We start from the raw sequence: 25,199 nt of genomic DNA, 5'->3' as shown, positions 1-25,199 counted from the left end.
TTTGTTTAATAAAAAGCACGGGGTGGATGCCTTTGGCGCCCTATCGGCGGGCGCAGCAGGCTCCAGAGGGGTCCACTACTCGCCCCAGACGTCGCCCAGAATCCGTACCCAGTTCTCGCCCATGATCTTGCGCACCACGCGCTCGGAATGGCCGCGCTTGAGCAGGGTTTCGGTGAGGTTCGGGAATTCGCCGACGGTGCGGATGCCCAGCGGGTTGATGATCTTGCCGAAGCTGGTCAGACGACGGGCGTAGCCCTTGTCATGGGTCAGGTACTCGAAGAACTCCTGACCGTGGCCCTGGGTGAAGTCGGTACCGATGCCGATGGCGTCTTCGCCAACGAGGTTCATCACGTATTCGATCGCTTCGGCGTAGTCGTCGATGGTCGAATCGATGCCCTTGGCCAGGAATGGCGCGAACATGGTCACGCCGACGAAACCGCCATGATCGGCAATGAATTTCAGTTCCGCATCCGACTTGTTGCGCGGGTGTTCTTTCAGACCTGAAGGTAGGCAATGGGAGTAAGTCACGGGCTTCTTCGATTCGAGGATGACTTCCTCGCTGGTCTTGGAGCCCACGTGAGACAGGTCGCACATGACGCCGACGCGGTTCATTTCCGCGACGATTTCTCGGCCGAAGCCTGACAGGCCGCCGTCACGCTCGTAACAGCCGGTGCCGACCAGGTTCTGGGTGTTGTAGCACATCTGCACGATGCCCACGCCCAGCTGCTTGAAGATCTCGACGTAGCCGATCTGGTCTTCATATGCGTGGGCATTCTGGAAACCGAAGAGGATGCCGGTCTTGCCCAGCTCCTTGGCTTTGCGGATGTCCGCGGTGGTGCGCACCTGAAGCACCAGATCGCTGTTTTCACGAATCAGTTTCTGGCTGGAAGCGATGCTGTTGACGGTCTGCTGGAACCCTTCCCATACCGAAACCGTGCAGTTGGCCATGGTCAGGCCACCTTTGCGCATGTCCTCGAACAGCTCACGGTTCCATTTGGCGATGATCAGCCCGTCAATAACGATGCTGTCGGCGTGTAGTTCGGATGGGCTCATCAGGCTGTCCCCTTTAGGTTGATCACGCGCCGAAACGTCTGCCAGCGCTTTGGGGCCAGCATATGCCTGAGGGTCACAAGAGCCGGGTGCAAAAACGACAGGGGAATTGCCGAAAGCGTCAAGAAACGACAAAGGGCGACCGCATGCGTCTGCCGCCTGCGTTTGATAACTGTTCTTTGCAGCGCGCTTGGGCGAGAATTCCCCGCATCACTGAATCGGGAAACCCCAATGAAGACGATTTTTCTGGCTCTGGCTCTATTTGCGACAGGCGCACACGCAGCGGCAAACCCCGACGCTACGCCATGTGATGGTGTAGACGAGGAAAAGCAGACGCCCGAGTGCGCGCTTTATAGCCGCGACACGGCGGTCAAGCTGCTGGATGAGAACTTCCAGAACCTGCTGGAGCGCGTGAACACTCAGTACGGCGCCAACAAGGCCGAGGCCAACGACTTCATCGCCAAGCTGAAGACCGCTCAGGACGCCTGGAAGAAGCTGCGAGACGCCGATTGCGAAGTCGAGGTGTTTCCGGCAAAGAAAGGCAGCAAGGAATTCAACATTGGCCAGAACGACTGCACGGCGCGCATGAGCGATGAGCGCTCGGAGTACCTGGAGAGCATCCTGCAGCCAGAATGACCAGCGAATGCGCTACCCTGACGCCCTTCACCAGCTCAAGGTATGCACATGAACATCTGCGGCGTAGAAATCAAAGGCAGCGAAGCGATCTTCGCTGTCGCCACTCGCGCATCGGGCGTGCTCGAACACTTGCCGCTGGCGGTCAAGAAGATCGCCCTGGAGGACGATGACGAAGCCGCCAACGTCAAAGCCTTCGCCCAGAAGATCATCACCTTCGTCCGCGAAAACGGTATCGCCCACATCGCCATCAAAAAACGCAGCAAGAAAGGCGAATTCGCCGGCGGCCCGACCACGTTCAAGATCGAGACGGTGTTTCAGTTGCTCGACGATTGCGAAGTGACCTTACTGTCTCCCCAGACCATCAATGCCCAGTTCAAGAAGCACGCCTTCGACCTGCCCGCCGCGCTGAACAAGTATCAGCATGAGGCTTACAAGGCGGCGTGTTCGGCGTTGCTCAAAGGCAACAGGTAATTGTTCGCTCTGTAGCGGCGCGGCGGTCGTCGGCATCGCCCGAAGCTCGCGGCCGGCGGCCGGCGGCAAGCCGGATGCTACGGGCGCTCACCCCGGCCTTTGCGATCGATCAGCTTCTGCGTTGTCTCAGCCACTCGCCAAGTGCCTTGTCCTCCAGCGCATACGCCCCACGACTGGACTTCCACACCAACTCTTTCTCACGCAGCGAATCGATCGCCGCCTGAATGGTCTGGGTGCCGGGCACCACTTCGCTGCCTAGCGACTTCAGTGCCTTGCCCACCGCCAGGACCGTAGCATCGGAAAAGGGTGCAAATGGTTGGTTGTCATCAGCACGATCGGCCATGATCTCAAGCACTGCTCGTTGCGCCAAGGTCAACGCGTTGTAGGCACTTTCGTACTCTTCCCACACCCCTGCACGCAGCATCTGGGCGCTGTTTCGCAGCAATTGGCCCAGATTCCCGGCCTCGCCCAACTCCAGCGCGACATCGCCAATGATCGCGCGCAGCATTTCCGGGCGACGGCCCACCAGATCGAACGCGGCGTCGATATCGGCTGCCGAGAACTGATTGCTTTGCGCCAAGTGGCTGTTCAAGTGAGCCGTGTAGGCCTTGGTGAAGTCCTTCCCCAGCAGCGGAAACGGCGTGATGCTGGAGCCGTAAAACGGTTGATTTTTGTTCAGCACCAAGTGCGCCAGCTTGTCGCGGTTGGACCCGGTCAGCACCAGTCGCAGACCGCCATTGCCCCGCTCCAGCCTTTGATTGAGCTCGTCTCGCGCAGCTTTCAGGGCAAACATCGCGTTAATGCCCGCCTCGCTGGTCAGGGCATGCTGCGCTTCGTCGATGATCAGAACGATCATTTTCTGTGCGGCGCTGTGGAGAAGCTCCAACGCCTGGGTCAACGTCGCGCCGACAGGTAACTGGGGCCGGGTGAAATCCCAGGACAACGTGCGCAGGAAGTTGAGATTTTCGATACCGGCGGATTTGGCCAGTTTGCGGATGCCTTTTTCGTAGGGCACCAGTGCAACCGCGACAGCTGCGCTGATCAGCTCGGCGGGGTCTTTTCCCCTGTCCGCCCACAAATCGACGTATACCGGTAGCCAATCGTGCTTGACGCATTGAGGCAGCAGATCCTCGCGCAGAAACGTGCTCTTGCCGGTGCGTCGCGGCGCGGCCAGAAACAGCCCCGACGAATAGTCCTGCAGACCTTCGCCGATCAGACCTTGTGCGATGGCCAGGGCGAGATTGTCACGCCTGAATACAAACCCGGTGCGGCTTGTCATGATTTATACCCAATTATTGCAAAGACCATAATTTATAGTCGCGAGTATAATTGACAATAAACCGAAATCAAACGACCTTGGCGTCCCGTGCCAGCCGCCCCCGATCTTCCCGCGGACACACCACGAACCGCGCCTTGTAACTGCGGGTGAAGTACGACGGCGACTCGAACCCGCAGGCGATGCTGACTTCCAGCACGTTCATGTCGCTCTGGCGCAAAAGCTGCCTGGCTTTCTCCAGGCGCAGGCCCAGGTAGAAGTTGCTCGGCGTATCGTCCAGGTGCAGGCGAAACAGCCGTTCCAGCTGACGCCGGGTGACCTGAATGCCTTCAGCCAGTTTCAGCGTGCTCAGCGGCGGCTCCGTGTGTTGCTCCATCAAGCCGATGACCTGCACCAGCTTCTTGTTGTTGATGCCATAGCGCGTGGCGATCTGCATGCGCTGGTGATCCTTGCGCTGACGAATCCGCCCGAGCACGAATTGCTCGGACACCTTGATTGCCAGGTCCGGGCCGTGGGCCTGGCCTATCAGGTCCAGCATCATGTCGATCGAGGCCGTGCCCCCTGCCGAAGTGATACGACGGCGGTCGGTTTCGAACAACTCCTGGGTCGCCTGGAGTGCGGGGTAGGTCTCCTTGAACGCATCCAGCGCCTCCCAATGCAGGGTCATGCGATAGCCGTCGAGCAGCCCGGCCTCGGCGAGCACGAAGCTGCCGGTGTCGATGGCGCCCAGTGTCACGCCCTCAAGGTCCAGGCGACGCAGCCAGTGCGCCAGTGTCGAGGTGTAGCACTGCATTGGATCGACACTGCCCATAACCCACAGGGCAGCGCCCTTTTTCAGGGGTTCCAGGGCGGCATCGGCGTTGACCGACATGCCATTGCTGGCAATCACCGGCCCGCCATCGATGCTCAGGATGTGCCAGCGGTACAACTCGCCACCGAAGCGGTTGGCCACGCGCAACGGCTCAAGGGCCGAGACGAAGCCCATCATGGAAAAGCCGGGCATCAGCAGAAAGTAGAAATCCTGGGACATCGTTGACGCGTTCCTCGGCAATTGGATGGTGACGACAACCACGGACTCGACGCCCTACCTGCGGGAGTGAGCTTGCTCGCGATAGCGGTGTATCAGTCATCGCATACGGCACAGATGAACCGGCCACTCATGGATATTGCACCGACGGATCCGACCCAGACCTATCGCTATCGCGAGCAAGCTCACGCCTACAGTTCAAGCGTGCTGCCTGGATGAGATACGCCTGTTCAGGCGTACCGGCAATAGCGCAGGTCGCTGCTGTGCAAGAGCTTGTCGCCGCTGTGCGTTTTGAGCCGCGCGGGGCTGCGTAGCTTTGCACCTCAAAAGCGGGTGGCAAAAAGCCCGCGTCATGCAAACGACCCTGGCCTGCAAGGAACCTCGCTCATGAACCACGACGTCATCATCACCTGCGCACTCACCGGTGCTGGCGACACGACCGGGAAAAGCCACCTGGTCCCGATCACCCCAAAACAGATCGCAGCCGCAGCCGTCGAAGCCGCCAAGGCAGGCGCGACCGTCGTGCATTGCCATGTGCGAGACCCGCAAACCGGCAAGTTCAGCCGTGACGTCGAGCTGTATCGCGAAACCATGGATCGCATCCGCGAGGCCGACATCGACATCATCGTCAACCTCACCGCAGGCATGGGCGGCGATCTGGAAATCGGCCCGGGCGAGCGTCCTACCGATTTCGGACCCGGTACCGACCTGGTCGGCCCGCTGACGCGTCTGGCGCATGTCGAGGCGCTGCTGCCAGAGATCTGCACCCTGGACTGCGGCACGCTCAACTTCGGCGACGGCGACACTATTTATGTCTCCACCCCGGCGCAACTGCGGGCCGGCGCCAAGCGCATCCAGGAACTGGGTGTGAAGGCCGAGCTTGAAATTTTCGACACCGGCCATCTGTGGTTCGCCAAACAGATGATCAAGGAAGGGCTGCTGGATAACCCTTTGTTTCAGCTGTGCCTGGGCATCCCGTGGGGCGCCCCTGCCGACACCACCACCATGAAAGCCATGGTCGATAACCTGCCGGCGGACGCGGTCTGGGCCGGGTTCGGCATTGGCCGCATGCAAATGCCGATGGCCGCGCAGGCGGTATTGCTCGGTGGCAACGTGCGCGTCGGGCTGGAAGACAATATCTGGCTGGACAAGGGTGTGCTGGCCAGCAATGGCGCCTTGGTCGAACGCGCCAGCGAGATCCTTAGCCGCATGGGCGCCCGGGTCATGACCCCGGCAGAAGGGCGCGTGAAGATGGGCTTGAAAAAGCGTTTTTGAGACAACCCACATCATCTCCTCTGTAGGAGTGAGCTTGCTCGCGATTAACGGTCCGCCAGTGCGAAGTGTGTAGCTGACACACCGCTATCGCGAGCAAGCTCACGCCTACAGGGTCCTGCGAATCTGCATGAGTGAATACCATGACCTTCATCACCGACATCAAAACCTTCGCTGCCCTGGGTAGCGGTGTCATCGGCAGCGGCTGGGTTGCCCGCGCCCTGGCCCATGGCCTGGACGTCGTGGCCTGGGACCCGGCGCCGGGTGCCGAAGCGGCATTGCGCAAACGCGTGGCCAACGCCTGGCCTGCGCTGGAACAAAAAGGCCTGGCCGCGGGTGCTTCACAGGAGCGGCTACGATTTGTCGCGACCATCGAGGAATGCGTGCGCGACGCCGACTTCGTCCAGGAAAGCGCACCGGAGCGCCTGGACCTCAAGCTGGATCTGCACAGCAAGATAAGCGCCGCCGCCAAGCCCGATGCGATCATTGGCTCCAGCACCTCGGGCCTGCTCCCTTCAGAGTTCTATGAAAGCGCGACCCACCCTGAGCGCTGCGTGGTCGGTCACCCATTCAACCCGGTCTATCTGCTGCCGCTGGTCGAGGTCGTTGGCGGCAAGAACACCACACCTGAAGCTGTTCAGGCGGCGATCAAGGTGTATGAATCACTCGGCATGCGCCCCCTGCACGTGCGCAAGGAGGTCCCCGGTTTCATCGCCGACCGTCTTCTGGAAGCGCTATGGCGCGAGGCGCTGCACCTGGTCAATGACGGGGTAGCAACCACCGGCGAAATCGACGATGCGATCCGTTTCGGCGCAGGGTTGCGCTGGTCGTTCATGGGCACCTTCCTGACTTACACCTTGGCGGGTGGCGACGCCGGCATGCGGCATTTCATGGCCCAGTTCGGCCCTGCCCTGCAATTGCCCTGGACCTACCTGCCAGCGCCCGAGCTGACCGACAAGCTGATCGACGACGTGGTCGACGGCACCAGCGACCAGCTCGGTAGCCACAGCATTGCGGCGCTGGAGCGTTATCGCGATGACTGCCTGCTGGCAGTGCTGGAAGCGGTGAAAACCACCAAGGCCAAGCACGGGATGGCGTTCAGCGATTAAACAAACATCCTATCGCCAATACTTACGTCATCGCGAGCAGGCTCACTCCGACAGCAAACACTTTTGCGCTGTAGGGGTGAGCTTGCTCGCGATTGGCCGCAGCGACCGAACGCTACCAGACGGAACACTCTATGCCCGCCCTGATCACCTACAAAACCGCGATCCTCGCCGATTGGGTCGACTACAACGGCCATCTGCGTGATGCGTTCTATCTACTGATCTTCAGCTACGCCACCGACGCCTTCATGGACCGTATCGGCCTTTCCGGCGACAACCGGGATGCCAGCGGCCATTCGCTGTTCACTTTGGAAGCCCACATCAACTACCTGCATGAGGTGAAACTGGGTCAGGAAGTGGAAGTGCGCACGCAGATCGTCGCCCACGACCGCAAGCGCGTGCAGCTTTATCACAGCTTGTACAAGGCCAGCGGCGATGAGGAAGTGGCCGCCAGCGATCAGATGCTGCTGCACGTGGACCTGGCCGCCGGGCCTAAGTCAGCGCCCTTCAGCGAGCAGTCGCTGCAAGCTTTGCACCGGCTCACCGAAGCGCAGCACGACCAGCCGCCACCTGCCTACACCGGTCGCACCATCGGCCTGCCCCCGTCGCGATAATCGGGCCTGCCGCTGATCGCGCCCCGACACCGCGTGCTCTACAGCAGTCCGGCTTGCCGGCGGTAGCACCTCAAAACCGCCACCGTCGGCAAGCCGGACTGCTACAGGGATCGTTACTCTGGCCCCCTCTAAGCAACGGCGCGCTTGCCCGCGACCGGTGAGACCACGCTGACGCCCGGTTCGTCGTCCAGCTTGATGAACATCGCCAGTATCGGCCCCAGCAGCACGACGACGATGGACGCCGCGAACGCCGCTGTCCAATTGGTGCCGGTAACGTCCAGCAGCCAGCCGATCACCACCGGCGAGACGGCACCCGCCACTGCCATGCCGAAGAAAGTGCAGGCACTGGAAGTCGCCGAATGTTCGTGTGACACCTCGGTGCCAATCACCCATAACGGCGAATCCGCCAGCTCCGAACAGAAGAACGAGAAGCTCAGCCCTGCCGCGCAAATGTAAATATTCTGGGTGAACATCAGCGGGATAAGCCCGATGATCGATGCCAGGAAGCCGAAGATGATCAAATCGCGTCGCGAGCGCAGCTTGTTGCCGGTCACCTTGAAACGCCAGTCCGAGAGCATCCCGCCCACCGCCGTGCCCACTGTGCCGCCGAGTAATACGAAGGTGGAAAACAGCGCGGTCTTCGACAGGTCCATGCCATAGCGCTGGGTGAAGAACGATGGAATCCAGTTCAGAAAGAACCACAGCACCCAGCCGTGGCAAAAGCAGGTGGCCGCCGCGGGCCAGACTTTGCGCAGCATGCTCGGCCAATGCACCGGCGCTGGTGCCTTGACCGGTTCCATGATCAGCGACTCGACCTGCTTTTTCGACTCCCCAAGGATGAAGTACATGGCAAACATATAGATCAGCGTCAGCGCACCCAAAATAATGAACGCTGCACGCCAGGAAAATTGCAGGATCAAAAAGGTCACGATCAGCGGCGCCAGTGCGTTGGCCAATCGCCCGGACGCATGCATCACACCTTGCGCCGTGCCGCGCTGGGTGATCGGAATCGCCCGCGCGATCATCCGCGCTGCGGTGGGATAAATCGGCGCCTCGCCGATGCCGACGACAAAACGGGCGATGACCAGCACGACCAGACCGCTCACCAGCCCGGTGGCAATCGTCGCCACTGACCAGATCACGCCATACAGCAGCATCGCCTTGCGCGAACCGATGCGGTCACTGAGCCACCCGCCGGGGATCATGAAACAGCTGTAGGCGACCGCGAATGCCGAGAACATCATCCCGAGATTGGTGTTGCTGAAGCCCAGTTCCTTGCTGATGGTGGGTGCGGCGACCGCGAGATTCGTGCGGTCGACGTACATGATGAAAGCCATGACGCAGAGCAACACGAAGGTCAGTGTCGCCCTGCGCTTGTGCGCAAGAGTCGGTAACATTTTATCCACCTGTTTTTATCTTTATCGTGGAACGAGCAGTCCGGTTTCAGACCGCTCGCGTCGCTACTTCGGAAAACTGCGACTTATTTGAAGAACCCCTGCAATACCTCATAGGTCTCGTCAGGGCATTCTTCCTGCAGGTAATGACCTGAGGGCACTGTGGCCGTCTGCACGATGTTGCTCGCGTAACGGCTCCAGACTTCTGCGGCGTTGTGGTTGCGGCCGACGCCGCCCTTCTCGCCCCACAGAATCAGCGAAGGGGTGTGGATCCGGCGCCCCGCATCAAAATCAGCGGTATCCATGTCCAGATCGATACCGAAGGTCGCTCGATAGTCTTCGCACATGGCGTGGGTGGTGGCCGGGTTCTTGATACAGCGGATGTAATCGGCCAGCGCTTCAGGCCCGAAGAATGCCGTGCCTTGAGCGGTTTTCGAGAGTTTGCGCAGGATGAAGAACTCGGGGTCTGCGTCCATCATCCGTTCAGGCGTCGGCGCATCCTGAGTCATGAAGAACCAGTGCCAGGAGAACTTCGCCCATTGGCGCGTGACATTGTTGAGCAGGTGATGCTGGGGCAGCATGTCGACGAATCCGGCTTTCAACACGTTGTCCGGATGATCCAGGCACATGCGATGCAACACCCGCGCCCCGCGATCATGTCCAGCGGCGTTGAAGCGCTCGAAGCCCAGCGACTGCATGACCTCGACCTGATCCTGAGCCATGGAGCGGAACGAATAATCGGAGTGATCGCCACCGCCCTCGGGCTTTGAACTGTCGCCATAGCCGCGTAGATCGGTGCAGACCACGGTGAAATCCCTGGCCAGGCGAGGCGCGATCTTGTGCCAGGACAGGTGGTTGAATGGGTTGCCGTGCATCAACAATAGCGGCGGACCCTCGCCACCGACGACGGTCACGATCTCGGCGCCGCTGGTTTTGACGGTGGTTTTGCGGAAATTCTCGAACATATCGCCAGCCTCTTTTATCGGTTTTATTCTTGAGTACGAACGTCCCTTCCCTGCCGGATGAATTCCCTATCGCTAAGCGTTGGCCACCTCGCGCTTGTGTTTGCGCGCGGCGGCGTTGTCCGTGGCGACTCTGAACGCGGCGGCCATCGCACCGACGTCGGCCTTGCCGGTGCCAACAATGTCGTAAGCCACACCATGGGCTGGCGTCGCGTATACAGTTTTCAGGCCGCCGGTCAGGGTCACGCCCTGGGAGAAGCCCAGCAATTTGGTCGCGATCTGGCCTTGGTCGTGGTACATGATCACCACCGCATCGAAGTCGCCGTTGCGCGCCTTGATAAATACCGTGTCGGAAGGAAACGGTCCTTCGCTGGCCAGGCCTCTGGCGCGAAGCTTTTCCAGGGTCGGGCGAATGATGGTGATCTCTTCATCACCGAACAGACCGTTCTCGCCGTTGTGCGGATTGAGCGCGGCGACACCGATTCGCGGCGCCGGATTGCCCAGCGCGCGCAGGGTGTCGTGAGCCAGTTGCAGCGCACCTTCGATGCGATCCGGCTGAACCATATCCACCGCCTTGCGCAGCGCAACATGGGAGGTCACGCGGAAGGTCGAAAACTGAGGAATGATGTTCACTTCGCCGAAGTAGCCAACATGATCGGTCCAGGCTGCGAACATCTGATGTTCGTCGTGGTAGTTCCAGCCGCCTCGATGCAGGCCGGCCTTGTTCAGCGGTGCGAAGCAGATTCCATCCAGTTCGCCACGCAACGCCAGGTCAGTCATGACTTTCAGGGTTTCGCCGGTGAGGCGGCCCGACTCGGCGCTGACCTGGCCACGTTCATATAACGAAGGGTCGATGTTGTGCAGGTCGATCAGCGGAACCGCTTCGCCCGAGTGATCGGCATCGGCGAGCCGGGAGATTTTCAGATACGGAATAGTCAGCCCCGCGTCGCGCATGCCCAATTGCAGAACACGTTCATCACCAATGATCACCACATCGGCACGCTCGCGGGCCTGGGGCGTTGACAGCAGCTTGACCACAAGCTCGGGCCCAATGCCTGTGACATCACCGAGCATAAGTCCAATCAGAGGCTTCATCAGGTGTTCTCCGGTTCAGGTTCTATTTTTGTAGTGAGCCTCATCCTAGTCCCATGGCTGCGGGCAACAATGCGCAAAGCGTGGGAGAGCAATTCACGGAATGTGGTTTGCAGGCTGTCCCCGGCAAATCACGCGCACAAAAAAGCCCGCATCGCTGCGGGCTTTTTCTTGTCGACCAATTGATCAGTTAATGATCAGTTGACCTTGGCGTTCAACTCGCCCTTGGCATAACGCTCGAACATGCGTTCCAGAGAGATCGGCTTGATCTTGGAGGCGTTGCCTGCGGTGCCGAAGGCTTCGTAACGGGCGATGCACACGTCGCGCATGGCCGACACGGTTTTCGCCAGGTATTTACGTGGGTCGAACTCGCTCGGGTTCTTGGCCATGAATTCGCGGATGGCACCGGTAGACGCCAGGCGCAGGTCAGTGTCGATGTTGACCTTGCGCACGCCGTGCTTGATGCCTTCAACGATTTCCTCGACCGGCACACCGTAGGTTTCTTTGATGTCGCCGCCGAACTCGTTGATGATCTTCAGCCATTCCTGTGGAACAGACGAAGAACCGTGCATGACCAGGTGAGTGTTGGGAATGCGTTTGTGGATCTCTTTGATGCGCTCGATCGCCAGGATGTCGCCGGTAGGCGGCTTGGTGAACTTGTAAGCGCCGTGGCTGGTGCCGATGGCGATGGCCAGGGCGTCTACCTGAGTCTTCTTGACGAAGTCGGCGGCTTCTTCCGGATCGGTCAGCATCTGGCTGTGATCCAGCATGCCTTCGGCGCCAACGCCGTCTTCTTCACCGGCCATGCCGGTTTCCAGCGAACCGAGAACACCCAGCTCACCTTCGACCGAAACGCCGCAGGCGTGAGCCATGGCGACGGTTTCCTGAGTGACGCGAACGTTGTAGTCGTAATCGGCCGGGCTCTTGCCGTCTTCACGCAGCGAGCCGTCCATCATCACCGAGCTGAAACCCAGCTGGATCGAGCGCTGGCAGATGGCAGGGCTGGTGCCGTGGTCCTGGTGCATGACCACCGGGATGTGCGGGAATTCTTCAATCGCCGCCAGGATCAGGTGGCGCAGGAATGGCGCACCCGCGTATTTGCGCGCGCCGGCCGAGGCCTGAACGATCACCGGGGAATCGGTCTTGTCGGCCGCTTCCATAATGGCGCGCATCTGTTCCAGGTTGTTCACGTTGAATGCAGGGACGCCGTAGCCGAATTCGGCGGCGTGGTCCAACATCTGGCGCATGCTGATAAGTGCCATTGTCTGTCTCTCTCCCGGTAGGGTCGTTAATCGTGCGTGCCTGCCGTAGCGGCGGCTATTCAAATTATAGGGGCGAACTGCTCAATTACCGCCCGGTGTTGCATCGTTCGAAGCATTCGGCCCTTCAAGGCGCCTTGCAGCCGCGACCGATCAAATCGTTGGTAGCGTCCCAGTAGACCAGGCCTTCGCTACCCTTGTTGTCGAATGCCAGGACGCCGTTGCTGTACAGCGCCCCCGATGCACCCGGGGCGGCCTGCAGACGGAACACCTGCTCGCTCTGATTCAAGCGTACGTCGACCTCTTTTTTCGCGGGGTCTGCGTAGCGCCAATAAATCTCCGCCTTGCTGTCGCAGACCCAATGGGTCCACTGCGCAGCCGGTTCAGAAGCCTTCATGCTGGCGCAACCGCCCAGCAGCATCAGTGTCGCAAGGGCAATCAAGCCTTTCATTACCACTCCTGGATCCCCTGTGCAGCGTGACGCGTGTCAATCGCTGCGATGCCCAGGGGCAGTTCTGTTTCAGATGTTGTCGTTGGCTGTCAGTTCAGATTCAGCGACAGGCAACCGGGCCGACAGCGGGCATGAACTCGTATTTTTCCCAGACTTCAGGACCACCGCGCTTGTAAACGATAGGTACGGTTTCAGCCTGCCAGCCGGCTTGGTAGCAGCTGACCTGAAGCGTATCGGGCGACGCGTTGGACGCCACCTGCGCCTGGGGCTTGCCTGCACAGCCGACCAGCAAACCCGCCATGATTAACAGCGGCAATGGCTTGACCATTTCTTTCCCCTTCACACGGACCTGAAATCAGGCCTTGGCGCGTTGTTCCAGAATTTCCACGGCAGGCAACACCTTGCCCTCGACGAACTCGAGGAACGCGCCGCCGCCGGTGGAGATGTAGGAGATCTTGTCGCCCACCCCATACTTGTCGATTGCAGCCAGCGTGTCGCCACCGCCAGCGATGGAAAACGCAGGGCTCTGGGCGATGGCCTGGGCCAGCACCTTGGTGCCATTGCCGAACTGATCGAACTCGAACACGCCGACCGGGCCGTTCCACAGAATGGTCTTGGAAGACTTCAGCAGCTCGGCGAAATGAGCCGCCGTCTGCGGGCCGATGTCGAGAATCATGTCGTCGTCGCAAACGTCGGCGATCAGCTTGACCGTCGCTTCAGCGTCTTCGGCGAATTTCTTGGCGACCACCACATCGACCGGCAACGGCACGCTGACCTTGGCGGCAATGGCGCGTGCGGTGTCCAGCAGGTCCGGCTCGTACAGCGACTTACCGACCGGGTGACCAGCCGCTGCGAGAAAGGTGTTGGCGATGCCGCCGCCGACGATCAGTTGATCGCAGATCTGGCTCAAACTGTTGAGCACGTCCAGCTTGGTGGAGACCTTGGAGCCAGCGACGATGGCCGCCATCGGCTTGGCAGGAGCGCCCAGCGCCTTGCCCAGGGCGTCCAGTTCGGCAGCCAGCAACGGACCTGCCGCGGCCACCTTGGCGAACTTGGCAACGCCGTGGGTCGAGCCTTCGGCGCGGTGCGAGGTGCCGAAAGCGTCCATCACGAACACGTCGCACAGTGCGGCGTACTTTTGCGCCAGCTCGTCGGCGTTCTTTTTCTCGCCGGTGTTGAAGCGCACGTTTTCGAACAGCACAACGTCGCCCGGTTTGACATCGACACCGTCCAGGTACTCGGCGACCAGCGGCACGTCACGACCCAGCGCCTTGCTCAGGTAGTCGGCAACCGGCTTGAGGCTGTTCTCGGCGGAAAATTCACCTTCGGTCGGACGACCCAGGTGCGAGCAGACCATGACGGCCGCGCCCTTTTCCAGCGCCAGCTTGATGGTCGGCAGCGAAGCAAGAATACGCGCATCGCTGGTGACAACACCGTCCTTGACCGGCACGTTGAGATCTTCGCGGATCAGTACACGCTTACCTTGCAGATCGAGGTCGGTCATCTTCAACACGGTCATGAGGCTTTCCCTGTTTATTACTGTTGTTTATGGATGCTGTGCAAAAAGTGATCGGCGACATCCAGCATGCGATTGGCAAAACCCCATTCGTTGTCGAACCAGGCCAGGATATTGACCAGACGCGGCCCGGAAACCCGGGTCTGGCTGGCATCGATGATGGCCGAATGAGGGTCATGATTGAAATCACAGCTGGCGTGCGGCAACTCGGTGTAGGCCAGCAAGCCTTTGAGCGGACCGCTGGTAGCAGCCTCGCGCAGGATGCGGTTGATCTCGACCGCATCGGTATCACGGGCTACCTGCAACGTGATATCCAGGCACGAGACGTTAACCGTCGGCACACGAACAGCTTTGGCCTGAATTCGGCCGGCAAGTTCCGGAAGCAGCCGTTCGATGCCGCGTGCCAGACCAGTGGACACCGGGATGATCGACTGAAACGCCGAACGCGTACGGCGCAGGTCTTCATGATGATAGGCGTCAATCACCGGTTGGTCGTTCATCGCCGAGTGAATCGTGGTGATGGTGATGTATTCGAGCCCCAACTGGCGGTTGAGCAGGTCCAGCAACGGCACGCTGCAGTTGGTGGTGCAGGACGCCGCCGATACCAGTTGCTCGGCACCGGTCAGGGTCTGCTGGTTGATGCCGTAGACGATGGTGGCATCGACGTCGGCTTCGCTGGCCATCGGCTGGGAGAACAGCACACGCGGTGCTCGCGCAGAAAGAAAACGCTCGCCGTCGGCGCGGGTGTTGTAGACGCCTGAGCATTCGAGCACCAGATCGACGTCCAGCTCGTTCCAGTCGATGCCTTCCGGCGTTGCGCTGCGGAACACTTTGATGACGTGATCGTTGATGTGCAGAAAATCGCCTTCGACCCGCACCTCGCCCGGAAACCGGCCGTGTGTGGAGTCAAAGCGCGTGAGGTATTCGAGACTGGCCATATCAGCCAGGTCGTTGATTGCCACCACTTCAAAGCCAGCCTTCGCACCTCGCTCGCACAGCGCGCGCAGCACGCAGCGGCCGATTCGACCGTAACCATTGAGGGCGACTTTATAAGGGCGTGGCTGAGGCATGGGGTTCTCAAATTTCGTGGTGTTCAGAGAACATGTAGGAGTGATCGGGATGGCGACCCACCCCGGTCACTCCTACAGTTATTGCGCAGGCTTTCAGTCTTCCAGCAGTTCTTCAGCCGTGGAGAGGATGTTATCCAGGGTGAAACCGAACTCTTCGAACAACAGGTTGGCTGGCGCCGACTCGCCGAAGGTGGTCATGCCGATCACGCGGCCTTCCAGACCGACGTACTTGTACCAGTAGTCAGCGTGGGCGGCTTCGATAGCGATACGCGCGCTGACTTGCAGAGGCAGGACCGACTGTTTGTAGTCCGCACTCTGACTTTCAAAGACGCTGGTGCAAGGCATCGACACCACACGCACGTTCCTGCCCGATGCAGTCAGCTTGTCGAACGCCTGAACCGCCAGACCGACTTCCGAACCGGTAGCGATCAGGATCAGATCCGGCTCGCCGTTGCAGTCGCGCAGCACGTAGCCACCACGGTTGATGTTCTCCAGTTGCTGCGCGTCACGTGCCTGGTGCGGCAGGTTCTGGCGCGAGAAGATCAGCGCGGACGGGCCGTCGTCACGTTCGATGGCGTGTTTCCAGGCCACTGCCGATTCAACGGCGTCGGCCGGACGCCAGCAGTCCAGGTTCGGCGTGGTACGCAGGCTGGTCAGTTGCTCGATCGGCTGGTGCGTCGGGCCGTCTTCGCCCAGACCGATGGAGTCGTGGGTGAACACATAGATGACGCGCTTCTTCATCAGCGACGACATACGCACCGCGTTGCGCGCGTACTCCATGAAGATCAGGAAGGTCGCGCCGTACGGCACGAAACCGCCGTGCAGGGCGATGCCGTTCATGATCGCGCCCATGCCGAACTCACGCACGCCGTAGTGCAGGTAGTTGCCGGTGGCGTCTTCGCCGGTGATGCTGCGGCAGCCCTTCCAGATGGTCAGGTTGGAGCCGGCCAGGTCAGCCGAACCACCGAGGAACTCGGGCAGCAACGGGCCCAGAGCGCTCAGGGCGTTCTGGCTGGCTTTACGGCTGGCGATGGTCTCGCCCTTAGCGTTGACTTCAGCCACATAGGCTGCGGATTTTTCAGCGAAGTCAGCAGGCAGCTCGCCGCTCATGCGACGGATCAGCTCATTGGCCTCTGCAGGGAACGCAGCGGAGTAGGCCGCGAAACGCTGGTCCCACTCGGCCTCGTACGCCAGGCCTTTTTCCTTGCCGTCCCACTCTTTGTAGATGTCGGCCGGGATTTCGAAAGGACCGTGGGTCCATTTCAGCGCGGCGCGGGTCAGGGCGATTTCGTCATTGCCCAGTGGAGCGCCATGGCACTCTTCCTTGCCCTGCTTGTTTGGCGAGCCGAAACCGATGGTGGTCTTGCAGCAGATCAGGGTCGGCTTGTCGCTCTTGTGCGCGGTGTCGATGGCGGTCTTGATTTCATCGGCGTCATGACCGTCGACGTTGCGGATCACCAGCCAGCCGTAGGCTTCGAAGCGCTTTGGCGTGTCATCGGTGAACCAGCCTTCGACTTCGCCGTCGATGGAAATGCCGTTGTCGTCATAGAAGGCGACCAGCTTGTTCAAGCGCAGGGTGCCGGCCAGCGAGGCGACTTCGTGGGAAATGCCTTCCATCATGCAGCCATCACCCATGAACACGTAGGTGTGGTGGTTGACGATGTTGTGGCCGGGGCGGTTGAACTGGGCAGCCAGGGTCTTCTCGGCGACCGCGAAACCGACAGCATTGGCGAAACCCTGACCCAGTGGGCCGGTAGTGGTTTCGACGCCCGGGGTGTAGCCGTATTCAGGGTGGCCCGGGGTGCGGCTGTGCAATTGACGGAAGTTTTTCAGATCGTCGATCGACAGGTCGTAGCCGGTCAGGTGCAGCAGCGAGTAGATCAGCATCGAGCCGTGGCCGTTGGACAGGATGAACCGGTCACGGTCGGCGAACAGCGGGTTGCTCGGGTTGTGCTTCAGATAATCGCGCCAAAGGACTTCAGCGATATCGGCCATGCCCATAGGGGCACCTGGGTGGCCGCTGTTGGCCTTTTGCACGGCATCCATGCTGAGGGCACGAATGGCATTGGCACGCTCACGACGGCTGGGCATCGCTGATCTCCTGGGGCAGAAAGAAGTGGGATCGTAAAAAGGCGGCCATTTTCCCTCAGGCATTGCTGCGGGGCAATGACAGATACGGGCCGATGCGCGATTTTCCTGCGATGCAGGCGGTTTTTATCGCCGGGCGCCGCGATGCTGCCCAGAAATGGCCGAGTCTCGGCGCCCGGCAGCCGCCACCCATCGACCAATATCAAAACTTTTTGATATTGGTCTTGCAGGCTGCCCGGTCGATAACTAGACTGCCTGCCCTATGAATCTTCGCGTGCCCGCCATTAGCCACGACCAAAGCGACGAGCTGGCTGCCTTGTGCAAGGCCGGTGGCGATCCGCTGCGACTGAACGTGCTGCGCGCCTTGTCCAACGATTCGTTCGGGGTGCTGGAGCTGGCGCAGATCTTCGCCATCGGCCAATCGGGCATGAGCCACCACTTGAAGGTGCTGGCGCAGGCTGCCCTGGTCGCGACACGGCGCGAAGGCAATGCGATCTTTTATCGGCGCGCCTTGCCCCATACCGAACAAATGGGCGGCAAGCTGCATGCGGCACTGCTCGAAGAAGTCGACGGTCTTGTATTGCCCGAAGACGTACAGGCCCGTATCGGCTTGGTGCATCGTCAGCGAGCCAATGCCAGTCAGGACTTTTTCGCACGTACCGCTGAGAAATTTCGCGCCCAGCAGGACCTGATCGCAGGACTGCCCCAGTACCGTGACAGCCTGCTGTCGCTGCTGGACAAACTGAGTTTCGATGCCGACGCCACTGCGGTGGAAGTCGGCCCCGGCGATGGCGGATTTCTGCCTGACCTGGCGCGACGCTTTCGACATGTCACAGGGCTGGACAACAGCCCGGCCATGCTCGACCTGGCACGTAACATCTGCCAGCAAAAGGCGCTGGACAACGTTGAGCTGAAACTGGCCGATGCCCTGGCCAACGCTAACGTTTATGCCGACTGCGTCGTCTTGAACATGGTGCTTCACCACTTCGCCGCACCGGCTGAGGCACTGAAACAACTCGCCAACCTGTTGCAACCGGGCGGTAGCCTGTTGGTGACAGAGTTGTGCAGCCACGATCAGAGCTGGGCCAGGGAGGCCTGTGGCGATCTCTGGTTGGGTTTTGAACAGGAAGATCTGGCCCGTTGGGCCATCGCTGCGGGGCTGGTCCCCGGGGAAAGCCTGTATGTAGGCTTACGTAATGGTTTCCAGATCCAGGTCCGCCATTTTCAGCGACCGGCTGGCAACACTCACCATCGGTAATACTCAGGAAAACCGTCGAGATGAGCGAATATTCCCTTTTCACCTCCGAGTCCGTGTCCGAAGGGCATCCGGACAAAATCGCCGACCAGATCTCCGATGCGGTGCTGGACGCCATTATCGCCCAGGACAAACACGCACGCGTTGCGGTTGAAACCCTGGTCAAGACCGGTGTTGCCATCGTTGCCGGGGAAGTCACCACCAGCGCGTGGGTTGACCTGGAGCAGATCGTTCGTGACGTGATCAACGGCATTGGCTACACCAGCTCCGACGTAGGCTTCGATGGCTCGACCTGCAGCGTGATGAACATCATCGGCAAGCAGTCCCCTGACATCAACCAAGGTGTCGACCGTGCCAAGCCTGAAGATCAAGGCGCAGGCGACCAGGGCCTGATGTTCGGTTATGCCAGCAACGAAACCGCTGCACTGATGCCCGCGCCAATCGCGTTCTCGCACCAGCTGGTGCACCGCCAGGCCGAAGCCCGTAAATCGGGTCTGCTGCCGTGGTTGCGTCCGGACGCCAAATCCCAGGTCACCTGCCGCTATGAAAACGGCATCGTGGTCGGTATCGATGCGGTCGTCTTGTCCACTCAGCACAACCCTGAAGTGGCGTACAAAGACCTGCGCGAAGGCGTCATGGAGCTGATCGTCAAACACGTGCTGCCCGCCGAGCTGCTGCACAAGGACACCCAGTTCCACATCAACCCGACTGGCCAGTTCATCATCGGTGGCCCGGTGGGTGACTGCGGTCTGACCGGTCGCAAGATCATTGTCGACAGCTACGGCGGTATGGCCCGTCACGGCGGCGGCGCGTTCTCCGGCAAGGATCCATCCAAGGTTGACCGTTCGGCTGCCTACGCAGGCCGTTACGTTGCCAAGAACATCGTCGCTGCAGGCCTGGCCGAGCGCTGCGAGATTCAGGTTTCCTACGCCATCGGCGTCGCGCAACCTACCTCGATTTCGCTGAATACCTTTGGCACCGGCAAGATCAGCGACGACAAGATCGTCCAGCTGGTCCGCGAGCACTTCGACCTGCGTCCATACGCGATCACCAAGATGCTCGACCTGCTGCATCCGATGTACCAGGAAACCGCAGCCTATGGCCACTTCGGTCGTACGCCGCAGAGCAAGACCGTGGGCGACGACACCTTCACCACGTTCACCTGGGAAAAAACCGACCGCGCCGACGCCCTGCGCGCTGCTGCCGGTCTGTAATACGGATTAATCCCAGGCAGTAAGCAAAAGCCCCCGGCGACGCACGTTGCCGGGGGCTTTTTTGTGATCCGGCTACGCTTGCCCATCGGGGACGCACTGCATTTCCCGACACATTCCCCGACAAAACAGACACAGCCTTGTAGGACGCTTCTGAAATTTGGCGCTATCCTCCCCGGCGCGTTGCGGCTCTGTGGATCACGGCTTACCCTCCTTCGCGTCGCTGATTCCAGCGACCGGTTTTGACAGACCGACCGACCTACCGAACGTAACGTGCGCCAAACACCAGCAGATCATGCATCCGTTGGCTGTGCTATGGCGGCTGTACGCGGGGCACATTCGTGTGCGCCAGTTTGGGTGGTCACTGGTCTGTCAACCCACGTACAGCTGCCACCCATCCTGTTTGACAGCAGACGGTGTCGGCTCAGCCCACAAAAGGACCCCCGATGATCCGATCTACTCCGCACCCTCCCGAAACACCCGTCACCCAAGCCACCCCTTTCGGTGCCAACATCGACAACCAAAACCTGTTCAGCGTCCAGCCCGGCATCAAGGTCGAAGACGCCCTCACCCTCGTATCCGAATACCTCAACTGCGCCGCAGCCACCGCCTATGAATCGGCCGACAACAGCCCTGCAGAATTCCGGCCATTGGCCAGAGCCGTGGTGCATCAGATCGAGGCCGCAAAAGCGCTGGTAGAAGCGTCGATTGCAGGGCTGAGCGACGTCCTGCGGGAAAGACAAACCGCCTAGCCCTCGCCCCTGGCAGCACGGCTGACTGGCGGTGACGCCCTCAAGATCGCTGCCGCCGGCAAGCCGGACTCCTACGGCCTTCGTCCAGAAGCAGATCCTCAGTGCCGCCACACACCGGGATCGTTCCCACGCTCCGCGTGGGAATGCGGCTGGTGATGCTCTGCGTCATCCAACAGGCGACGCGGACCGTTTAGCGAGGTGCAACCACGCGCAGTGGAAGCGATCAAAGCGAACAACGCGCAGTTCAACCGGTAGGAGCCGGCTTGCTGGCGAATAGGGAGTGTCAGGCGACATTGATGTATCTGACCCACCGCCTTCGCCAGCAAGCCGGCTTGTATTCCGAGTACAGGATCGAAACATCATTTTGCACTCCCTTTGAATCCGCTCAAGGGACAGCTGAGCAGCGAAACCGGCCCTGACTGTACCGCCTAGAGACAAACCCGGTAACCAGCGCGAGGGGAACGCCGCAGCCGGTCGGCCTAGCCTTGCAGGCTCCATTTCCCGGCAAGGACGCTTCAATGTCTCCCCTTCTACGCCCCGTCATCTGTGTTTTGGTCGCCGTTTACCTGGACGCCGTCAGCGCGCAGAACTGTCCCGACTGGCCTGCCGTTAAAGCCCGAAGCGAGATCGCCTTTCAGCAGGCGCAGATCGAGCAATGGGATGACAGCTACCATCGACAAGGCATCGCGCTTGTGGCCGATGAGCTGTACGACCAGTCCCGCGAGCGCCTCGACTATCTTCGTGCCTGTTTCGCGGCGTCGCCGAAGGTTGCCGATAATCCGCTGAAAACGGCCAGGGGAACCGTGCCGCACCCGGTGCCTCACACCGGCCTGAACAAACTGCCCGATGAGGTGGCGGTGCGCGCCTGGCTCAATGGGCGCAAGGATCTGTGGATTCAACCGAAGGTGGACGGTGTGGCGGTCACACTGGTGTATCAGCGCGGCAGGCTGGTCCAGGCGATCAGCCGCGGGGATGGCATCAAAGGGCACGACTGGACCGGACATGCCTACCAGATCGAGGCGATTCCACGCCATATCGCGTGGGAAGACACCCTGGTGCTGCAAGGCGAGCTGTATTGGCAGATGACTGACCATGTACAGGCAAAAGCCGGCAGTCTAAACGCTCGCAGCAAGGTGGCCGGGCTGTTGGCGCGAACCGCAATCAATGATGAGGAAGGCGCACGCATTGGCCTGTTTGTCTGGGACTGGCCGCAGGGGCCAGCGAACATGCGTGAACGGCTGGCCAGCCTCAGAGCACTCGGCTTTGAAGACAGCCTGCGGTTCAGCGAGCCAGTGAAGGGCTTCACTCAGGCGCAGAATTGGCGTGATCATTGGTACAACAGTCCGCTGCCGTTTGCCACCGATGGCGTGGTCATCCGCCAGAGTGAACGCCCGCCCGCGCAACGCTGGCAGGCGAAGGCGCCTTACTGGATCGCAGCGTGGAAATACCCGCTTGCCCAGGTATTGGGTGAGGTACGCAAAGTCCATTTCAACGTCGGTCGCAGCGGAAAAATCACCCCGGTGCTGGAGATAAAGCCGACACAGATGGATGACCGCAAAGTGAGTCGCATCAGCGTCGGTTCACTCAGACGCTGGCAAACGCTGGATATTCGCCCCGGTGATCAAGTAGCGATTAGCCTGGCAGGGCTGACCATTCCGCGGCTGGATGGCGTGGTCTCACGCAGCGTCGAACGGGTACCGATGAATGTTCCCGACTCCGCCGATTTTCATGCGCTGAGCTGCTGGCAGCCGAGTACCGGCTGTGAAGGTCAGTTCCGTGAGCGCCTGAAATGGCTGAGTGGCAAGAAAGGCCTGGCGCTGAGTGGAGTAGGACCTGGCACCTGGGACAAGTTGATCGACGCCGGTCTGGTCCACGGCTTGCTCGACTGGATGCCCCTTGATGGTGCGCAACTTGCTAACATTCCCGGCCTTGGCCAGCAGAGCGCAGCTAAACTGTTACACAGTTTTCAAACAGCCCGCGAACAATCGTTCGAAATTTGGCTCAAAGCCATCGGTTTGCCGCCGGTCGCGGGCACTCATCTAGGCGATTCGTGGGCAGCACTGGCCGGCCGAAGCGTGGATCAATGGCAGGCCGAACCCGGTATTGGACCGGGACGTGCAAAGCAGCTGCATGCATTTTTTCAAGACCTCGAGGTGCAGGCACTGAGCCGACAATTGCGCGAGCATGGCATCGAGGGGTTTTAGTCATTTTTTGTCCCGCACGAGGTGTCGTGGGGGAGTGTAATCAAGGAGCATTCATGAAATTCCTGTCACCATTGATGGTATTCACCGCCTGTGGATTGCTGGCGGCTCCATTGTTCGCCGCCGAGCAGGCGCCCGAACTGACGGGTTGCGCAGCCAAGCGCCAGGACATCAGCACCCAGATCGAACAGGCCAAGGCGGCTGGCAACAGCAGCCAGCAGGCGGGTCTGGAGAAAGCCTTGAGCGAAGTCAGCGCCCATTGCACCGATGCCGGCCTGCTCAAGGCGCAGGAGAACAAGGTGTTGGACGCCAAGCGGGAAGTCAGCCAGCGCCAGGCGGATCTGGACAAGGCCATCAAGAAGGGCGATGCGGACAAGATCAACAAGCGCAAGGACAAGCTGGCCGAATCGCGCAAGGAGTTGCAGGACGAGCAGGCCAAGCTGGAACAGCTCCAGCCGGATGAAGATGAATAAGGGCAGCGGCAAGCTTCAGGACGCAAGTGGTGACGCGCTGCGCTCCTTGCTTAAGGCTTAAGGCTTAAGGCTTAAGGCTTAAGCCTTACAGCCTGTAGCGGCTCCCCTCAATGATCCCGAAACTCTTTATGGCAGGCGTCGCACGCATCTTCGACGTTGTTCATCGGCGGAATCATTGTCGCCGGTGACAGCTGAAGCTGTTGCGTCGCGACGACCAGCTCACCGGTCCGGGTTTCCAGCGCTCGAGCCAGGTCCTGAAAACGCGCCTGCCGTTCCCAGACTGCATCCTTGGCGCTGGTGTGCTCGGATTCCCGCACCGCCGGGAAGTGTTTCCATGGCTCGTGGGCCAAGCCATCGAGCTTCACGGCGCCCTCGGCGAATTTCGCCCCGTCGAACGGCAATCGACCGCGCAACATGCCGCCGATGTCTTCGCTGGTCTTGAGCATCTGTTTGAAAATCGCCTTGCGTTGCCCCAGCGGCGAGTTCGGATCAACACCCCCACAGCCGCTCAACCCTATGGTCACAAGCAGGAACAGGCTGACCGTTTTCAACGGCAGCTTTTTTGTCGATGCGGCTTTCAACCCAACGCGCTCAGGCTTCATGGCGACTACTGGCTGGAAAAATGGCCGCCAGTATCTGCGCCCGCCATGGAAAACCCAAGTGAATGATGGGCGCTTCGATCACACCGAAACGCCAAACAGCGCCACCACCAGTGCCAGACCGATGAACCACACCAGCGAGCGCAAGGCAGCCAGATCGGCGAGGTAGAAAATGATGTACAGCAGGCGACTGGTCACGTACAGCACCGCCAGCACATCGATCGTCACCAGCTGCGCCACACCGGCGACATGGGCAATGATCACACCCGCAGCGAATCCTGGAATCGCTTCGAAGCTGTTCTGCTGCGCGGCATGGGCGCGACGTGGCAACCCCTCGAGCTGGTCCAGGAAGTCACGCGGATTATGGTTCTGCCGCGCGCCGAACCGGCCGCTACTGAACTTGGCGACCGAGGTACAGACCAGCGGCAATAGAATCACAACCAACACGCACCAGAAGGCAACGGTCATATTTGCAGCATCCTTTTTAGAGTTTGAGTTTCATCACAAGCATCCCCAGTAAAACCAGCCCACAGGCTAAGAGCCGCGGCCGACCGAAAGGTTCTTGCAGATAACGCATGCCCAACAGCACCACCAATACTACGCTGACCTCACGAAGCGCCGCAGCTTCGGCCACGGAGCCCAGCTGCATTGCCCACAACACCAGGGCGTAGCTCAATAGCACACAAAAACCAACGCTTAACCCCAGCTTCCACTGCACGCGCCAGAACAGGGTGAAGGCCGCTCGTTTGCTGACCAGCGCCAGTAGCGGAAAAGGCCACGCACTGATGAATGTCAGCCAGACCAGATAATCCAGAGGGGCAATGCCACGCTTGAGCGCCTGGCCGTCGATCCAGGTGTAACAGCCGATGCACAGGCCGATCACCCCCACCACCGGCAGCATCGACCAGGGCAACCGGTCGCCGCCCCCGCCTTGCCACAGCAAGCACGCCATGCCGCAGGGGATCAGCAAGATGCCGAGAATCTGCTGGGCGTTGAGCTGCTCTGCGCCGGACATCAGCGTCAGCGCCAACACCACCAGAGGCGACAGGCCGCGCATCAGTGGATACACCAGACCCAGGTCGCCGACCCGGTATGCCTTGATCAACAGCACGCGGTACAGCAACTCGAACAGCGCCGATGCCACCAGCCACGGCCAGATAGCCGCAGGCGGCGGGGAGACGAAGCCCAGAGCCATGACGGCGAGGATGAAGGCGACCACGTCCATACTGGCGATCACCAACAGGCGCTCGCCGCTGAATTTGATAAGGGTGTTCCAGGTTGCGTGCAGCACGGCTGCAATCAGAACCAGGGTGGTCGCCAGCACTTGATCTCCTTATGGCCCCTGACAGTTATATCGGACGCTTTCCTTGTTTGGCAGCGGTGTGCAATTGCGCGACCGCCGGCGGCGCTTAAGGATAATGGAT

At 60.3% G+C, this 25,199-nt stretch carries 25 protein-coding genes; 10 read left to right on the top strand and 15 right to left on the bottom strand.

All coding sequences use genetic code 11. The annotated features are described in order from the left end of the window. Positions 1-75 precede the first annotated feature (75 nt). Positions 76-1,053 carry a dipeptidase gene (locus tag ACI2KS_RS20700; protein ID WP_404622864.1) on the bottom strand — a complete coding sequence of 326 codons (978 nt, stop codon included), beginning with the start codon at positions 1,051-1,053 and terminating at the stop codon, positions 76-78. A gap of 228 nt (positions 1,054-1,281) precedes the next feature. Between ACI2KS_RS20700 and ACI2KS_RS20695 the strand changes: the two genes are divergently transcribed. Both ACI2KS_RS20695 and ACI2KS_RS20690 read left to right on the top strand, forming a co-directional pair. Further along, a complete protein-coding gene (locus ACI2KS_RS20695; RefSeq protein WP_404622863.1) occupies positions 1,282-1,686 on the top strand; it encodes a lysozyme inhibitor LprI family protein in 405 nt (134 codons plus the stop codon). A 48-nt stretch (positions 1,687-1,734) separates the two neighbouring features. Next, a complete protein-coding gene (locus ACI2KS_RS20690; protein ID WP_404622862.1) occupies positions 1,735-2,157 on the top strand; it encodes a DUF3010 family protein in 423 nt (140 codons plus the stop codon). A gap of 109 nt (positions 2,158-2,266) precedes the next feature. Here the strand turns inward: ACI2KS_RS20690 and ACI2KS_RS20685 are convergent, their stop codons facing one another. Both ACI2KS_RS20685 and ACI2KS_RS20680 read right to left on the bottom strand, forming a co-directional pair. Beyond that, positions 2,267-3,436, bottom strand: a complete 1,170-nt coding sequence (locus ACI2KS_RS20685; RefSeq protein WP_404622861.1) for a hypothetical protein — start codon at positions 3,434-3,436, stop codon at positions 2,267-2,269. A gap of 67 nt (positions 3,437-3,503) precedes the next feature. Then, positions 3,504-4,463: a GlxA family transcriptional regulator gene (locus ACI2KS_RS20680; RefSeq protein WP_404622860.1), complete on the bottom strand. Its 960-nt coding sequence runs from the start codon at positions 4,461-4,463 to the stop codon at positions 3,504-3,506. Positions 4,464-4,847: 384 nt separating this feature from the next. Here ACI2KS_RS20680 and ACI2KS_RS20675 point away from each other — a divergent pair, with 384 nt between their 5' ends. The 3 genes from ACI2KS_RS20675 to ACI2KS_RS20665 all read left to right on the top strand — a co-directional run bounded on the left by ACI2KS_RS20675 (position 4,848) and on the right by ACI2KS_RS20665 (position 7,452). Then, positions 4,848-5,735 (top strand): 3-keto-5-aminohexanoate cleavage protein, encoded by an 888-nt coding sequence (locus ACI2KS_RS20675; RefSeq protein ID WP_404622859.1) that lies wholly within the window; start codon positions 4,848-4,850, stop codon positions 5,733-5,735. Positions 5,736-5,875: 140 nt separating this feature from the next. Beyond that, positions 5,876-6,841: an L-carnitine dehydrogenase gene (locus tag ACI2KS_RS20670; RefSeq protein ID WP_404622858.1), complete on the top strand. Its 966-nt coding sequence runs from the start codon at positions 5,876-5,878 to the stop codon at positions 6,839-6,841. A gap of 131 nt (positions 6,842-6,972) precedes the next feature. Continuing rightward, positions 6,973-7,452, top strand: a complete 480-nt coding sequence (locus tag ACI2KS_RS20665; protein WP_404622857.1) for a thioesterase family protein — start codon at positions 6,973-6,975, stop codon at positions 7,450-7,452. A 128-nt stretch (positions 7,453-7,580) separates the two neighbouring features. Here the strand turns inward: ACI2KS_RS20665 and ACI2KS_RS20660 are convergent, their stop codons facing one another. The 9 genes from ACI2KS_RS20660 to tkt form a co-directional block, all read right to left on the bottom strand. Next, positions 7,581-8,849 carry an MFS transporter gene (locus ACI2KS_RS20660; RefSeq protein ID WP_404622856.1) on the bottom strand — a complete coding sequence of 423 codons (1,269 nt, stop codon included), beginning with the start codon at positions 8,847-8,849 and terminating at the stop codon, positions 7,581-7,583. Between the two features lie 83 nt (positions 8,850-8,932). Continuing rightward, positions 8,933-9,811, bottom strand: a complete 879-nt coding sequence (locus ACI2KS_RS20655) for an alpha/beta fold hydrolase (RefSeq protein ID WP_404622855.1) — start codon at positions 9,809-9,811, stop codon at positions 8,933-8,935. A 72-nt stretch (positions 9,812-9,883) separates the two neighbouring features. Continuing rightward, the gene (locus ACI2KS_RS20650) at positions 9,884-10,903 is read right to left on the bottom strand and encodes a PdxA family protein (RefSeq protein ID WP_404622854.1); all 1,020 of its coding nucleotides are present in this window, start codon (positions 10,901-10,903) and stop codon (positions 9,884-9,886) included. A 194-nt stretch (positions 10,904-11,097) separates the two neighbouring features. Beyond that, complete coding sequence (gene fba / locus ACI2KS_RS20645) at positions 11,098-12,162, bottom strand: class II fructose-bisphosphate aldolase (protein ID WP_404622853.1); 1,065 nt, start codon at positions 12,160-12,162, stop codon at positions 11,098-11,100. Positions 12,163-12,286: 124 nt separating this feature from the next. Continuing rightward, positions 12,287-12,610: an MliC family protein gene (locus ACI2KS_RS20640; protein WP_404622852.1), complete on the bottom strand. Its 324-nt coding sequence runs from the start codon at positions 12,608-12,610 to the stop codon at positions 12,287-12,289. 100 nt (positions 12,611-12,710) lie between these two features. Further along, positions 12,711-12,938 carry a hypothetical protein gene (locus ACI2KS_RS20635; protein ID WP_404622851.1) on the bottom strand — a complete coding sequence of 76 codons (228 nt, stop codon included), beginning with the start codon at positions 12,936-12,938 and terminating at the stop codon, positions 12,711-12,713. 27 nt (positions 12,939-12,965) lie between these two features. Beyond that, complete coding sequence (locus ACI2KS_RS20630) at positions 12,966-14,129, bottom strand: phosphoglycerate kinase (RefSeq protein ID WP_404622850.1); 1,164 nt, start codon at positions 14,127-14,129, stop codon at positions 12,966-12,968. A 17-nt stretch (positions 14,130-14,146) separates the two neighbouring features. Further along, entirely contained in the window at positions 14,147-15,196 is a 1,050-nt protein-coding gene (epd, locus tag ACI2KS_RS20625) for an erythrose-4-phosphate dehydrogenase (protein WP_404622849.1), read from the bottom strand. A gap of 93 nt (positions 15,197-15,289) precedes the next feature. Then, positions 15,290-17,287: a transketolase gene (gene tkt, locus ACI2KS_RS20620; protein ID WP_404622848.1), complete on the bottom strand. Its 1,998-nt coding sequence runs from the start codon at positions 17,285-17,287 to the stop codon at positions 15,290-15,292. Between the two features lie 259 nt (positions 17,288-17,546). Between tkt and ACI2KS_RS20615 the strand changes: the two genes are divergently transcribed. The 5 genes from ACI2KS_RS20615 to ACI2KS_RS20595 all read left to right on the top strand — a co-directional run bounded on the left by ACI2KS_RS20615 (position 17,547) and on the right by ACI2KS_RS20595 (position 23,176). Beyond that, on the top strand, positions 17,547-18,542 hold the full coding sequence (locus tag ACI2KS_RS20615; protein WP_404622847.1) for an ArsR/SmtB family transcription factor: 996 nt from the start codon (positions 17,547-17,549) through the stop codon (positions 18,540-18,542). A 20-nt stretch (positions 18,543-18,562) separates the two neighbouring features. Further along, positions 18,563-19,753 (top strand): methionine adenosyltransferase, encoded by a 1,191-nt coding sequence (gene metK, locus ACI2KS_RS20610; RefSeq protein WP_404622846.1) that lies wholly within the window; start codon positions 18,563-18,565, stop codon positions 19,751-19,753. A 443-nt stretch (positions 19,754-20,196) separates the two neighbouring features. Then, complete coding sequence (locus ACI2KS_RS20605) at positions 20,197-20,502, top strand: DUF6124 family protein (protein ID WP_404622845.1); 306 nt, start codon at positions 20,197-20,199, stop codon at positions 20,500-20,502. A gap of 518 nt (positions 20,503-21,020) precedes the next feature. Further along, the gene (gene ligB / locus ACI2KS_RS20600; RefSeq protein ID WP_404622844.1) at positions 21,021-22,706 is read left to right on the top strand and encodes an NAD-dependent DNA ligase LigB; all 1,686 of its coding nucleotides are present in this window, start codon (positions 21,021-21,023) and stop codon (positions 22,704-22,706) included. 53 nt (positions 22,707-22,759) lie between these two features. Beyond that, positions 22,760-23,176 carry a DUF1090 domain-containing protein gene (locus ACI2KS_RS20595; protein ID WP_404622843.1) on the top strand — a complete coding sequence of 139 codons (417 nt, stop codon included), beginning with the start codon at positions 22,760-22,762 and terminating at the stop codon, positions 23,174-23,176. Between the two features lie 107 nt (positions 23,177-23,283). Here the strand turns inward: ACI2KS_RS20595 and ACI2KS_RS20590 are convergent, their stop codons facing one another. From ACI2KS_RS20590 to ACI2KS_RS20580, 3 genes are all read right to left on the bottom strand, one after another. Continuing rightward, on the bottom strand, positions 23,284-23,733 hold the full coding sequence (locus tag ACI2KS_RS20590) for a c-type cytochrome (RefSeq protein WP_404622992.1): 450 nt from the start codon (positions 23,731-23,733) through the stop codon (positions 23,284-23,286). Between the two features lie 123 nt (positions 23,734-23,856). Beyond that, complete coding sequence (locus tag ACI2KS_RS20585) at positions 23,857-24,243, bottom strand: MAPEG family protein (RefSeq protein ID WP_404622842.1); 387 nt, start codon at positions 24,241-24,243, stop codon at positions 23,857-23,859. Positions 24,244-24,259: 16 nt separating this feature from the next. Continuing rightward, positions 24,260-25,099, bottom strand: a complete 840-nt coding sequence (locus ACI2KS_RS20580) for an EamA family transporter (protein WP_404622841.1) — start codon at positions 25,097-25,099, stop codon at positions 24,260-24,262. Positions 25,100-25,199: the final 100 nt, after the last annotated feature.

The organism is Pseudomonas sp. NPDC087358 (assembly GCF_044900785.1).
GTDB lineage: Bacteria > Pseudomonadota > Gammaproteobacteria > Pseudomonadales > Pseudomonadaceae > Aquipseudomonas.
The sequence above is the reverse complement of the archived record's forward strand: the minus strand, read 5'-3'. Positions and strand labels throughout refer to the sequence as shown.